The 13,781-nt window shown below is 33.5% G+C and carries 16 protein-coding genes; 11 read left to right on the top strand and 5 right to left on the bottom strand.

The features are described 5' to 3' along the window. On the bottom strand, nt 1-516 hold the full coding sequence (locus tag WFH39_RS01260) for a hypothetical protein (RefSeq protein WP_336688487.1): 516 nt from the start codon (nt 514-516) through the stop codon (nt 1-3). A 712-nt stretch (nt 517-1,228) separates the two neighbouring features. Here WFH39_RS01260 and WFH39_RS01255 point away from each other — a divergent pair. From WFH39_RS01255 to WFH39_RS01240, 4 genes are read left to right on the top strand one after another with little or no spacing between them, the layout of a single operon-like run. Next, a complete protein-coding gene (locus WFH39_RS01255) occupies nt 1,229-1,702 on the top strand; it encodes a hypothetical protein (RefSeq protein WP_336688486.1) in 474 nt (157 codons plus the stop codon). A 10-nt stretch (nt 1,703-1,712) separates the two neighbouring features. Further along, entirely contained in the window at nt 1,713-2,264 is a 552-nt protein-coding gene (locus WFH39_RS01250) for a bifunctional (p)ppGpp synthetase/guanosine-3',5'-bis(diphosphate) 3'-pyrophosphohydrolase (protein ID WP_336688485.1), read from the top strand. Further along, the gene (locus WFH39_RS01245; RefSeq protein WP_336688484.1) at nt 2,261-2,671 is read left to right on the top strand and encodes a hypothetical protein; all 411 of its coding nucleotides are present in this window, start codon (nt 2,261-2,263) and stop codon (nt 2,669-2,671) included. The genes WFH39_RS01250 and WFH39_RS01245 overlap by 4 nt, the downstream gene beginning before the upstream one ends. A 37-nt stretch (nt 2,672-2,708) precedes the next feature. Then, nucleotides 2,709-3,236 (top strand): hypothetical protein, encoded by a 528-nt coding sequence (locus WFH39_RS01240; RefSeq protein ID WP_336688483.1) that lies wholly within the window; start codon nt 2,709-2,711, stop codon nt 3,234-3,236. Between the two features lie 267 nt (nt 3,237-3,503). Here the strand turns inward: WFH39_RS01240 and WFH39_RS01235 are convergent, their stop codons facing one another. Beyond that, nucleotides 3,504-3,860 carry a helix-turn-helix domain-containing protein gene (locus WFH39_RS01235; RefSeq protein ID WP_336688482.1) on the bottom strand — a complete coding sequence of 119 codons (357 nt, stop codon included), beginning with the start codon at nt 3,858-3,860 and terminating at the stop codon, nt 3,504-3,506. After that, nucleotides 3,824-4,261, bottom strand: a complete 438-nt coding sequence (locus tag WFH39_RS01230; RefSeq protein ID WP_214590959.1) for a transposase — start codon at nt 4,259-4,261, stop codon at nt 3,824-3,826. The genes WFH39_RS01235 and WFH39_RS01230 overlap by 37 nt, the downstream gene beginning before the upstream one ends. 668 nt (nt 4,262-4,929) lie before the next feature. Here WFH39_RS01230 and WFH39_RS01225 point away from each other — a divergent pair. Both WFH39_RS01225 and WFH39_RS01220 read left to right on the top strand, forming a co-directional pair. Further along, nucleotides 4,930-5,931, top strand: a complete 1,002-nt coding sequence (locus WFH39_RS01225; RefSeq protein ID WP_336688481.1) for a T9SS type A sorting domain-containing protein — start codon at nt 4,930-4,932, stop codon at nt 5,929-5,931. A gap of 444 nt (nt 5,932-6,375) precedes the next feature. Further along, complete coding sequence (locus WFH39_RS01220; RefSeq protein WP_336688480.1) at nt 6,376-7,437, top strand: 3-oxoacyl-ACP synthase III family protein; 1,062 nt, start codon at nt 6,376-6,378, stop codon at nt 7,435-7,437. Nucleotides 7,438-7,449: 12 nt separating this feature from the next. On the opposite strand, the gene WFH39_RS01215 is transcribed toward WFH39_RS01220, so the two are convergent. After that, nucleotides 7,450-8,397 carry a beta-1,6-N-acetylglucosaminyltransferase gene (locus tag WFH39_RS01215; RefSeq protein WP_336688479.1) on the bottom strand — a complete coding sequence of 316 codons (948 nt, stop codon included), beginning with the start codon at nt 8,395-8,397 and terminating at the stop codon, nt 7,450-7,452. 429 nt (nt 8,398-8,826) lie between these two features. Here WFH39_RS01215 and WFH39_RS01210 point away from each other — a divergent pair, with 429 nt between their 5' ends. From WFH39_RS01210 to WFH39_RS01190, 5 genes are all read left to right on the top strand, one after another. After that, nucleotides 8,827-9,945: a DEAD/DEAH box helicase gene (locus WFH39_RS01210; RefSeq protein ID WP_336688679.1), complete on the top strand. Its 1,119-nt coding sequence runs from the start codon at nt 8,827-8,829 to the stop codon at nt 9,943-9,945. 51 nt (nt 9,946-9,996) lie between these two features. Next, entirely contained in the window at nt 9,997-10,191 is a 195-nt protein-coding gene (locus tag WFH39_RS01205) for a cold-shock protein (RefSeq protein ID WP_336688478.1), read from the top strand. 321 nt (nt 10,192-10,512) lie between these two features. Then, the gene (locus WFH39_RS01200; protein WP_336688477.1) at nt 10,513-11,307 is read left to right on the top strand and encodes a DUF3575 domain-containing protein; all 795 of its coding nucleotides are present in this window, start codon (nt 10,513-10,515) and stop codon (nt 11,305-11,307) included. A gap of 80 nt (nt 11,308-11,387) precedes the next feature. After that, nucleotides 11,388-12,050, top strand: a complete 663-nt coding sequence (locus WFH39_RS01195) for a hypothetical protein (protein WP_336688476.1) — start codon at nt 11,388-11,390, stop codon at nt 12,048-12,050. A 51-nt stretch (nt 12,051-12,101) separates the two neighbouring features. Further along, nucleotides 12,102-13,394: an MFS transporter gene (locus tag WFH39_RS01190; protein ID WP_336688475.1), complete on the top strand. Its 1,293-nt coding sequence runs from the start codon at nt 12,102-12,104 to the stop codon at nt 13,392-13,394. A gap of 50 nt (nt 13,395-13,444) precedes the next feature. Here WFH39_RS01190 and WFH39_RS01185 read toward each other — a convergent pair whose 3' ends face one another. After that, complete coding sequence (locus WFH39_RS01185) at nt 13,445-13,657, bottom strand: hypothetical protein (protein WP_336688474.1); 213 nt, start codon at nt 13,655-13,657, stop codon at nt 13,445-13,447. Nucleotides 13,658-13,781: the final 124 nt, after the last annotated feature.

Here is a 13,781-nt window from a genome sequence, read left to right as displayed (position 1 = left end):
CTACTTAGAATTTAGATTTTTAATAATTGTTTCTAAAGTATCTAATAACCATCCTATAACAATATTAGTTTGTTCATTAGAACCGTAGTCAATATCTCGACTGTCTAAGTTTTTAGAAATAGCATCTTTAAACTGATTGATTATTTGATATTTTACATTGGTATCTATATCCCATTTTCTAATATCGTTTATCATATATTCAATTTTAGATTTAACAAACTGAAAATTTTTATCATAATTCTGTTGCTTTTGTTGTAAAGCACTTTCTATCAAGCCAAGATTATTAGGTTGAATATATTCGCCATATTGTCGTGGTTGTCTTTGATATTCAGTAGACTTTAAATCATAGTATTCCCATTGTCGAGTAAGACTATTATACAGTTTATAACCGATAATATTTCCAGAGGAATTAAAGTACTCATATCGTCTATAAAGAGAATTATATCTCTCTGTTACGGATTGAGAAAAACAAAATGCTCCAACTAAAAGCATTACAGAAATGAAGATTTTTTTCATGACATAAGATGATTTTGGTTTCACCAGTCCCAAAGTGATGTTTATAATAAATACAGAAAGCGTGGGACTTTGCCGTATTTATCTCTTGCGAGGCTCTGGTAAGCCATTAGGTGAATAAACAGGAAAGCCCACGCCTATGGCATGAGCATTTCACTTATTTATCCTACACCTATTTTTGAATTTACCAGATTCCGCAAGGTAGAATAAAAAGCAAACGCTTTATTTTGTCGATATGTTTAAAGCACAAATATATAAAAAACTAAATAGATAGAAATAAATAAGAGGTGCATTCACACCCCTTATGAAACCTGTTACTTTTTGCAAGATTTAGGTTTACTTCTGTAGAAGTACTTTCTACCGTCTTTAGTAGACTTGTGTACTTTTACGAACTTGTTGGTAGATTTTCTACTCATTGTTTTACAAGTTTTACAATGACAACCACTACCGTGTCATCTTCGGCGAAATGTTTGGATGATTTGCCTATGATGTAGTAATGTAAACCTAAATCAAAAGTAACGAATTTTTAAGAGACTGCTGAAAGCGATCTCTTTTATTTGAAATAAAATAACAATCAAATTATATCAGTGTAAACTGGTATATTAATGCCAAAAATATTTATAATCAAGGGCAGGAGATTTTCTCTAATATTTTTGTAACAAATTCCTATGACGGAAAAGTTCGCAGGTACGCACTTTATGCCACTGCTAGAACAGTGGATTTAAAAAAATCCGGGGTATATTTATCTATACAAGATGGCAGCAAGTCAGGCTTTATTGACTTTGAAGAACATATAAATGAAATATCTCCCTATCTGGAAGACACTCTATTCTATGTGGTTTTAAGTTCAACAATCCATCGATATGAAATTAAAAACGGAAAATTACTATTTGAAAGAACTCAAGATCTAAATTTCGATCTTTGGGATTATAATTTTGGAAAATATTTAACGGCAAATTATCCATCAGAAAAGCAACTCATTGCTGATTTTTACACCGAAGAAATCAGTGAATTAATACGATTCCATCTTGAATTAACTGATGATGAAACTGATCCAAAAGACTATTATGACAAAGAAGAATATGAAGAGGTCTTAACTAAAATTAATGATTATAAAGAATACATTTCAATCGAAAAGTTTAAAGAATTAGAAGACTGGCTGAAAATTCAAATTGATTATTACAAATAAAATCACAAAAATGAACAACAACTTTACAATAGACGATTTACAGGATATATGGCAGAAAGTAAGCATTCTGCACAACGGACAAACATACGGCGGACAAAACAAAAACCAAAAAATAGAATACATCAATCACATCGGAAGTGTGGTATTTGAAATCATCAATGCTTCTAAAAATACTCCTGATTTTAATTTTGATCTTGCTATCAAATGTGCGTTTTTGCATGACACCATAGAAGATACAGATTTCCCAATCGAGGATCTCGAAAAAGAATATGGCAAAGAAGTGAAAGAAGGTGTTCTTGCTCTCACAAAAAATACGGAACTAGAAAAGCAACATCAAATGATCGACAGCTTAAACCGAATAAAGCAACAGCCCAAAGAAGTCTGGGCCGTTAAAATGGCGGACAGAATCTGTAATTTATATGCTCCACCCTATTTCTGGAACGAATTGAAGAAAAAGAAGTACCTTGAAGAAGCCAAAGTTATCTATGAACACCTGAAAGAAGGTAATGAATACTTGGCTAAAAGATTATACGAAAAAATAGAGGCTTATAAAAACAAATGATTAAGATTGAAACACATACTCTTGCAGGACAATTTGATATTGAAATCAAGAAAAACGAAAATTTTTATACCCTTTTAATTATTGCATCCAAATCACAATATTTCAAAGATCACAATGGTAAAGTCTGGAGTGGAAAAATTATCGAAACAGAAAAGCTTTTTGAGATCACAAATCTTATAAAAGAGTGTTACAGAAACCCTTCTGTTCCCAAAAGAATAACGATTCTTGACGGAAGATCTATCAAAATCAATTTAAAAGATGATGAATCTCAAATTACATTAAAACTGATAGACATCGATGAAAACACAAACGAATCTGAACTGATACTGAAAATTAAAGAGCTTATAAACGAGGTAATTGGTCATAGCACAACATTAAAGGATTATTTAGATGTTTTTATGTATTAGCCTTCTTAAATTAATGCAAATTCATTTTTATTAAATTATGACATACAACGAATTTTATAACAGCATCAATCTTAACAACAATATCGAAAAAAGAGATATGGAAACTTATCTTCTGGCTTTATTGAAGATTGCAGAACAGCTAAAAGAACAACCTTTGACAGCCGATTTATTATCGAAAATTCTAATGGATGCATTTACTTCGGAGCCGAAACAATTTGATACAGACTGGTTAAAGATTATAAAAGCACCAGACGAAAAAAAATTCATCAATTCAAAGACAGGTTCTTCATCCGGCGGCGAATATAATTATACAATTGCCGTTATAAAATTTCAGATTGCAGAGCTGCATAAAATGAAAGGAAAACAGCTGGAAGATGAATGGCGTCATTTTGGAATCGATTCTGAAACTGGCAACCGATGGTATAATTTTGAACCGGATTCTATTTTGGAGTGTGGCATGAGATGTTACTTAGACCACGGTGATGATGAAAGTAATGATGAAGAGTTTGAAGTAAGCTGGCTAACTCTAGGAGATTTGCTTGAAATGGGAAGAATTTACGAATAGCAGACTGGTGAAATTAAAAATAAAGGCTGTCGTTACAACAGCCTTTTCATTAATAATTATAATAAACATTTGTGTCATACTGAAATAACGTTTAGAAAAATTCCGGTTTGGATCTTTACAAAACATGAAGAATTAATTTCTTAAAAAAATATGATCTTCTTACCTTGTCATCTGTAAATAAACTTTCATTATTCACTTAAGAACATTTCCTATTATTACAGTACTTTTTTTAAATTGTTAATTTCTGTAATTCTTATATGAAGCTTTTCAGATTTTGGGAAACAGTCTTTTCCACTTTGCAACAGAGTTTCTGCTTACTTTGAAATAAGCCGCAGTATCATTATTATTCATATTATTGTTTTTCTGATACCGAAGAATCTGCAGGATAGCTTCATCATCGTACGCCCGGAACTTCTTGTTTTCTTTTTCATCAGGAATTTCCTTTTCATCAAAAATTCTCTTTTCCAGTTCAAGGATATCCATTACCGAAAGCCTCGGTTTATTGAGTAACGCTTCGCATTTATCTTTTTTATTACGATAACGCATTTCCAGAATATCAGTATATATTCTCTTGTAATCAGGTGAATTTATTCGGAACTCGGGATGTTGTACTTCTCTATCCATCTGTATAAGGTTGTTTTAGGAATTTTATACTCTTCTATGATTTCAGCTTTTGTTTTTAAATTCTTATTCAGTAATTCGAGAACAAAACTGATAATTTCTTTAGTATAAATATTTTTCCGGTAAGCGGGCAGCTTCTGCTTTTCGCTTGTGCCTGCTTTACTTTTTCCGGAAGGAGAAAAAAGAATAATATGCTGTACATATATCCTGAAAAAATCATACTTAAGCAATTTGCTCCATCTCAAAAGAACATGGGTATCTATGCTTTTCTTTTCGTACATAGAACAAATTTCTTTCTCGGTGCATTTCATGAATTTTTCTATTCTGTACATTTCTATCCCTTTTTCATTCACCACCTCGCGAATAATTTTTCCTATATGAATGTTTTTTATATCTAAAGACATAATTTTTTAAATCTGCTATTTGTGTTATTTACCTTCTTGTTTTTTTATCAAAGTCATTTACTAAGTCAACATGAAATTTTTGCATTATTTCATTTTTACAATCCTTGCTTGTTTTGTACAAATATAGATTCTGATATAAATTAAATAGTAAAAATCACAATATTTTTCAATTTAGCTTAAATTAAATAAATAACTGATAAACAACTATTTAAATAAGCTATTTTGTAAATCCAGCGAGTAAAAGTATCTTAAAATACAATTCACCTAAAAAAAAATCTCTGAAGAGTAAAATTTGCAATAAATATAGTTTCCCATTAAAAATATTCAAATCTTATAATTATTCACTAATTTTTGAATTTATTAAGCATTTGAAATTACTAAAAAATCCATTTGCGTTTTATTTTTCAATTCTGAAAAAATTACGAAATTTTTCATCTGTGCATTAATAAAAACTAAATAAAAATCATATCAGTTAATGCACAGCATAGCCGTTCTTTTTTGAGTAGCTTTTTTGATATTCGAAGCCGGCAAGATTAAGAATTAATGCCAAATTTCTTTATAAATTAAGTTTTTAAAAGTTAAAAATTCGATGCATAATTTTATTGAAAATTTTAGACTAAAAAATTATTTTGAACGTAACATTTTGATTATCTTTAAGTAAAAAAAGAATGAAAAAACTTTTACCATTTGTATTATCAGTTTACAGTATATGTAACGCTCAGACAACCGTCACAAAATCCTTTAACGATCCTGTTTCCGGAGATAATGCCAATTATCTTACGGCCACCGGAACTCCAAATAATTCCGGAACAGGTGCGAATATAACTTTTAATAATTCTTCGTTGGTGTTAGGCAGTTCTGCACCCGGAGTTTATTCTACTCCTTCAGCTTCTGAAATTTCTACCTTCCCTGCTTCTACTTTGAAACTAACCGGAAGTCCCAATACAGTCTATTATAAACAATCGGCTTCAAAACTTGAAATTACGGGTCTTATAACAACAGATGCCACGCTTAATTTATCTGCCAATAACGGAACGTTTATTTCTTATCCTGCGGCTTACGGATATAACGAGACCGATCAGGCACAGGGAACATTCACCTCAACAACCGCCAACGGTCTTTGCAAGGGAACTATAACGCTTGCAGCCGATGCATGGGGAACTTTACTTCTGGCTTCATCCTCCTTTACCAATGTTTTAAGAGTAAAATCTGTTCAGAATTTCAATCTTTATCTTCCGAATGATACTTCTTTTGTATTTCCTATAGGCTCCATTGTTAATACTTCGTATTCATATTATGGAAGCACCTATAAATTCCCTCTCCTTACAACCAATGAGACGGTGGTAAATATTCCGGTAGCGGGAATTAATAACCAGACCACAAGCTCTGCTCAGGCTTTAAGTACAATAGTATTGGCAGCCGGAGATTCCTCTGCCAAAGCAAAAGGATTAAAAATTTATCCGAATCCTGCAGATGATTTTATTAATCTTAAAGGAGATACTGAAAATTACGCAACAGCAAAAATTTACAGTTTAGATGGAAAACTCATAAAACAATCGGATCTGAAATCCGGAAAAGTACAGGTTTCTGATCTTCCGCCAGCTTCCTATTTTATTGAAGTTTCTGGAAAAAACAGTAAACCTGAGGCAGCGAAATTCATTAAGAAATAAAAACTTTTAGATAAAAAACAAAAGCCGCCCGAAAAATTTTTCGGGCGGCTTTATAATAATTAGATATTAAAACCGGCAAGTAATAATGTATCATCATCATTATTCACCCTGATCTCCCGGTTTTCGTACAGTAATATGATATTTTCTAAACTTAGAAGGAAATATTTCCTTATCTATTATATATGATGCAACTCATATAGGTTTGTGGATAAAGATGTAAAAATATAGTATTATTTATTTTTAATCCGCTACCTTTAGAGTTATAAATTCATTCTAGAAAATAAGTATATTATCACTTTTAAATGACGTTTTTTATTGAGAAAATTCATAAGAAACATACATCTGTCAGGAACAGCAGGACTGAGTATTTTATTCATAAAGTTTACACGAAAGATAAAAAAGTATTAAATATTTTGTTTATAGATCACAAATAAAATTTTTCAAATGACAGGTAAAATTATTGGAATCGGTAACTGTATCCCTTCCGAAACTATTGATAATTTATTTTTTAACAATCATATTTTTTTAGACGATAAAGGTGTTCTCTTAAAAGATGACAATTTCTCACTTACCGAAAAATTAAAGAAAATTACAGGTATTGAAGAGAGAAGATACGCATCTCAAGATCAGGTTACTTCAGATCTTGGATTAATTGCTGCAAAAGCCGCCATAAAAGACTCAGGAATAGATCCGGAAACTCTCGATTATATTATTTTTGCCCATAATTTTGGCGATGTACGCTACGGAACCGTGCAGTCGGATATGGTTCCGAGTCTTGCAGCGAGAGTAAAACATCTGCTTAAAATTGAAAATAACTTCTGTGTTGCTTATGACGTTCTTTTCGGATGTCCCGGCTGGATTGAAGGAGTTATTCAGGCAAATGCCTTCATCAGAGCAGGAATGGCAAAAAGATGTCTTATTATTGGAGCCGAGACATTATCCAGAGTGGTAGACATTCATGACAGGGACAGTATGATCTATGCAGACGGAGCGGGAGCAGTTGTATTGGAATATAACAATGAGGATAATTCAGGCATACAGTCTCATCTTTCAGCTTCTTATACTCTTAAAGAAAAAGACTATCTGTTTTTTGGCAAATCATATGATAATGAAGCCTGTCAGGATACAAAATATATAAAAATGGAGGGCAGAAAAATCTATGAATTTGCGCTTGTACATGTTCCGGATGCCATGAAAAAATGTCTTGATGAAAGTAAATATACCATTGATCAGGTTAATAAAATTATCATCCATCAGGCAAATGAAAAGATGGACGAAGCCATTGTGGAAAGATTTTACCGCTTATACGGATTAAAAATGCCCGAAAATATTATGCCTATGGTGATCCAGAAACTCGGAAACAGCAGCGTGGCAACCATTCCTTCTCTTCTTACCATGATCTTAAAAGGAGAACTGGAACAGCATCAGATCCAGCAGGGAGATATTGTTTTGTTTGCTTCTGTAGGAGCAGGAATGAACATTAATGCTTTTGTTTATAAATTTTAAAATAAAAGATTATTAATTATTCTGGCGTTTATGTTTTTGTAATTCTCTTTCAATCTCATTAACTTCTGTGAGCGGAAGAAGGTAGTTGTCTTCAATGTAATCGATAAGATTTTGATGGGTATGCCTGTTCATCTTTCTGATGAAAAGGTGGTTTCCCGACTTCAGAGATTCTATAAAATGTTCTGCATGAAGGTCTTTGCTGAAAAAAGTCTTTTCAATAACGGCTCTTTTGTCATCATTCACAATAATATCCGAAAAGTCTGTATTCATTAAAACCGTCTGGAAGAAAGATTCCGCCGGAAGCAGCGTATGCAGATAATAATCTTCAAAATCCATAACCCTTTTATTATTGGTTAAAAAAACACAGGTTTCCCTTGTAAACATAAACCATTTCCCTCCAATGTAAGGCACAACGCCTTTCATAAACTCTCTTTTATAGACATAGGAAGAAATTTTGTGGGTAAGTTCCGTAAAGTGATTTTGTATTCTCTGAAGTGTATCTGGTCTGTAAAACTTTTGGTCGTAATAAAAAATATAATTTCTGCCTTTATTAGCAGTAAGAAACTGCCTGATAATATTTTGCGATTTCAAAGGAGAATCTTCACCGCTTAAATTAATAAAGTAGTCCCACTCAATGCTTGCATTAAGAAGATATTCCATCGCATTAAGTTCTGTCTGGATCATGCTGAAACCTCCGGAAACAATGTTTACACTTTCTAAAATATATACATTGGGAAACCGGACGAGGTAATTCTGTATTTCCTCCGTTAATTCTGCTTTTGCCTTCCGGTCTATATGTATAAGATAGAACTGATCTCTGGTATAAATCTTTTCAAACATTTCTTTAAAGACATCCTGCTTATGATGGATCATAATAAAATATGCGATTCTTACCTGCTTTAAAGATCCGGAAGGAGATTTTTGTGGATATGCCAGAATTGCATCTGCGTATTTTTGCATAAAGATTAGATTAAAATTATCGGCATTATGCAAACAATTCTGTTATGCGTGAAAGGTAAGAATAAAATTTTGATAATCAATTAATTAAATTAAAGAGTATTCGCTTATTTTATCTTATATTTGCAAAAGCATTAATAAAACAGGTTTCTGCCTTCGCTATTCTGTAATAGTTTAAGATCACAATTTTTCTTTCAGTTTGCTTTTTCAGCCACCCGATTATCAGAGCGATTTCAAGTAGAATTCAGCATTTTTTTATTTGAAAGATGATATGTCATTGTGTGCTGTTCACATTATTTTACTAAAATAATATCAACGCAATACAATAGAACATTGAGATAACAGCAATATAAAACACTGTTTCTCAGCCAGAACCTATTCAAATTCTTAAAATGAATTTGCTTACCATAACGGGAAACCGAAATTAATATGATCAGTTTTAAAAATTTAAATTTAATCAATCCTATTGTAAGAGCTGTTACAGAAGCCGGATATTCAAAGCCAACCGAAATACAGGCTTCTGCAATTCCACATATTTTAGCAGGAAGTGATATTCTAGGGTGCGCACAAACGGGAACAGGAAAAACAGCCGCTTTTGCGATGCCTATCCTTCAGCTTCTGAAAAGACAGACACCAGAACATAAATCAATCAGGGCATTGATTCTTACGCCAACACGCGAGCTTGCCATACAGATAGAAGAAAACTTTAAAATATACAGTAAATATTTACCCCTTTCGCAACTCTCTATTTACGGAGGTGTATCTGCCGGAGCACAGCTTTCAGCTCTCAGAAAAAGAGTGGACATTCTGGTTGCAACTCCCGGAAGATTACTGGATCTTGTAAACCAGCGATATATTGATCTTTCCAAAATTGAAATATTCGTTTTGGATGAAGCAGACCGGATGCTTGATATGGGATTCGTAAATGATGTAAAAAAAGTTATTCAGATGCTTCCTAAGAAAAGGCAGACCCTGTTCTTTTCTGCAACCATGCCGGAAAGTATTAAAAATCTTTCGGAAACAATCCTGAATAATCCTGAAAAAGTGACAGTAAATCCGGTATCTTCTACAGCAAAAAGTGTACAGCAGTCTGTCTACTTTGTAGAGAAAAAAGATAAAACAGGGTTACTCATTAATATTCTTCAAGATAAAGGACAAGAGCGTTCTCTTGTTTTTACCAAAACGAAATATATTGCCAACAGACTTGTTGAACAGCTGGAAAGCGCAGGAATTTTTGCTATGGCAATCCACGGAAACAAATCTCAGACGGCAAGACAAACTGCTCTCAATGATTTTAAGAACAGCAGGATAAATGTTTTGATCGCCACCGATATTGCAGCACGAGGAATAGATATTGATGAACTTCCTAACGTGATTAACTATGAGCTTCCCAATGTACCTGAAACCTATGTACACCGGATCGGAAGAACCGGAAGAGCGGGAGCTGAAGGAACAGCAGTTTCATTTTGTGACGATCAGGAACGTAACGATTTAAAAAACATTCAGAAACTGATAGGATTTACAATGCCTGTCATTTCGTTTCAAAAATAAAATCTGTGAAGTCGACAGATTTATAATACCATAATTTTAATACCCATTACCATGCAACAAGGCACAGTAAAATTTTTTAACGAAGCAAAAGGCTTCGGATTTATTTCTCCTGCAGACGGAGGAAAAGACATTTTTGTACATTCTTCAGGATTAAGCACCAGAGAAATTCGTGAAAACGATAAAGTAAGCTTTGATGTACAGAAAAGCGAAAAAGGATTGAACGCAGTTAACGTTAAGTTAGTTTAGTCCCATCATCTGATGAAAAAATTTTCTAACATAATTTTACATGATAATCTGTAAATTCATATAATGTTTGACGGTATTAAGTAGATTTACTTTTTATTTTATTATGTTCATCTGCCTCTTGTGTTTCACAAGAGGTTTTATTAATTTTATAGGCAGCGAATAAATTTACCAAATACAATAATAAACAATTATAAATTTAAAATTTTTTAAATAAAAAATAAATTATTAAAAGAACATTTTGTTTTTCACACAAAAATCTATCATTTCAATTTTTGCCCGCTTTTTGCTTTTTGAAAAATATCAACCACTAAATATTAGATCATGAAAAAATTTATCTTCCTCCTTCCCTCTTTTATCTTTTCTGGATTTTCGGCACAGGAAACTACTATTCCTGAAACTCCGGCTAAAAAGGATGTTATTAAAATGACAGTTTCTGAAACCCCAGATAAAATGAACATTATCAAGACAAATGTTACAGCATATGTTTTCAGAAACATCAATCTGTCTTACGAAAGAGCCTTTAGTAAACGGTTTTCCTTAAATATGGGATTTGGAACCATGCCTGAAGGAAAAGTTCCATTTATTAATGCATTTCTCAGCGATAAAGACGAAAAAAGATTTCAGAACCTTGAAGTGAAATCATTCAATTTTACAATAGAACCCCGCTTTTATCTGGGAGCAGGCTACGGAAAAGGATTTTATGTAGCGCCTTATTACAGATACTCTAAAATAACTTCCAATACGTTTGATTTTTACTATGATTATACATTCAGCGGAACAACCTACCAGATTCCATTGAAAGGAAACGGAAGCGCACACGGAAACAGTGGCGGCGTAATGGTAGGTGTACAGTTTTTCCTTACACCAAGCAAAAATCTGATACTGGATTTCTGGATCGCAGGAGCGCATTACGGAAAAGGACAGGGTGATTTTACCATGACGAGTGATGTGATCTTAACCCCCGATATGCAGGCTCAGCTGAAAAAGGAAATTGAAGATCTGGATATTCCGTATGTGAATTACACGGTAGAAACCAATGCAAACGGCGCTAAAGTAAATGTAGACGGACCATGGCTTGGTTTCAGAAGCGGACTGTCTCTGGGATATCGGTTTTAAAAAATTTTATTTAGCTATTTTAAACCGTTCTTTCCGGAGAGCGGTTTTATTTTTTTATATTAGTCTGAAATCAACACCGCATGTATTCATCTCACGTTTCTGTTCACTATGCTATTCAGTTTGTTTTAGGATACAGGTATTTCATTAAATATGATAAATTATCTGAAAGTTCTTTAAACTGTAGTGAAACGAAAGATTTTTACAGACAGTTCAGACAAAAAGGCGCATTAAACTTAGCATTGATTCCACAAAATAAAATAGAAGAAAATTTTATTGTCAGAAAATTTTCCCGCTTTGATCATAAACCATTAGTTGAGGTCATCTATTCCGGATATTCGGAATACTTTCATATTTCGCACGAAAGAATTGTCCCGATAAAAAATTACAGAAAACAGTTTATCCTGAAAACAAAAGATCATCTGTACGAAAAAATTTACAACATCATTAAATATTATTATGAGAGTTCTTTAATAGAAGCTAATGATCCCATGTATCAGCATTTTTACGCAAGTGCATTCTCTCATCTTACCGGCAAAACTGAGGATGATATACCTGAAATTTTTCTACTGATGGATGAAAAAAACTATCATCTGATGATGGCAATGTTTAGCATCAAAGGTGTTGGAAATATGGAAATGCATAATGGATTGCAGGGAATGAAGTTATTACCCGAAGACGAAAATTTAAGGACATATATGCTTCCTGAATTGGGAAGTCAGTTTTTGTATACCATTTTCAGATAAATTAAATCTAAAATACTTTTCACAATTAAAGAAAAGAAATATCTTTCCTGTATGAATTCATCACAAATCACCACCGCACAAAGAATCAAAGCGATTGTAGGCGGATCAATCGGAAATCTGGTAGAATGGTACGACTGGTATGCTTACGCTGCTTTTGCCATTTATTTTTCAAATTCTTTTTTCCCGGATTCCGATATGACGGCGCAGCTTTTAAATACAGCCGGAATTTTCGCTGTCGGTTTTCTGATGCGACCTGTCGGAGGATGGCTTTTCGGAAGTATTGCCGACAGAATCGGGAGAAAAAAAGCAATGACGCTTTCCGTTTTGCTGATGTCTTTCGGATCTTTACTGATTGCTTTAACGCCCACTTATAAAACCATCGGTGTTTTAGCTCCTCTCCTTTTGCTGATCGCAAGATTGCTTCAGGGACTGAGTGTAGGTGGAGAATACGGTGTTTCGGCAACCTACCTCAGCGAAATGGCAACTTCAGACCGAAGAGGATTTTATTCCAGCTTTCAGTATGTGACTTTAATTGGCGGACAGTTAATTGCATTGGGAATTCAGCTGATCTTACAGAAATTACTTTTAACGGAAACCCAGCTGGAAGATTGGGGATGGAGAATTCCTTTCGTAATCGGAGCCTTGCTTTCTGTTATTGCTTTATACCTGAGAACCAATCTTCATGAAACCGAAGCTTTTGAGAATAAAAAAGATCTGGGTGAAAAGAAAAAAGGAACTTTAAAGGAACTGCTTAAACATCCGAAAGCCTTAATTACGGTTGTCGGATTAACATTAGGAGGAACACTGGCTTTCTACACCTACACTACATACATGCAGAAGTTTCTCGTAAATACCGTTCATCTTACCAAAGAAGAATCTACGCTGATTTCCTTCATCTCTCTCTTTATTTTCGCCTGTCTGCAACCTGTTTTCGGAGCGCTGTCGGATAAGATCGGAAGAAGACCATTACTATTAGCTTTCGGAGTTTTGGGAACTGTCTTCACCTACCCTCTTCTGAATGCTTTAAGCCATACAACCTCTATGTGGGGTGCATTTTTTCTGATTATGTCTGCTTTAATTATTGTAAGCGGCTATACTTCTATTAATGCGGTTGTAAAAGCAGAACTTTTTCCTTCTGAAGTAAGAGCTTTGGGGGTAGGATTACCTTACGCTTTAACGGTTGCTATTTTCGGCGGAACTGCAGAATACATCGCACTTTGGTTTAAACAGGCGAATGTGGAACATTATTTCTACTGGTACATTACTGTCTGTATTTTCTTTTCTTTTGTAGTGTACGCCACAATGAAGGATACAAAGAAAACCTCAACGCTGGATAAAGATTAATTGATGATAAAAAAAATTCGGCTCAGGTTCCCTGAGCCGAACTTTTTATTTTAATGATAAGCCTGCTTAAATTTCTCTAAAATATTGTCCAGATTATGCCTCTGAATATAAACACTCTTCACATCTTCATACCTCGGCGATTTATAAAAAACTTCGTGGAAATCCATACTGCCGTTTCCTACTTTTACCACTTTCTGTACTTCGATATTCAACTTTCTTAATTCGTCTTTAAAAACCTGAAATTCATCTTGTATATTCTTCATCTATATTTTTGGATTTAATTAAAACTATCTCTTTACATCAAACACCCTACCAAAACAAGGGGGTCGTGTTTAAATTCTGAATAAAGTTAATGAAATATTCCATACAAACATAAGATTTAGACAA

The organism is Chryseobacterium sp. MMO-72 (genome assembly GCF_037146035.1).
Classification (GTDB): domain Bacteria; phylum Bacteroidota; class Bacteroidia; order Flavobacteriales; family Weeksellaceae; genus Chryseobacterium; species Chryseobacterium indicum.
The sequence above is the reverse complement of the archived record's forward strand: the minus strand, read 5'-3'. Positions and strand labels throughout refer to the sequence as shown.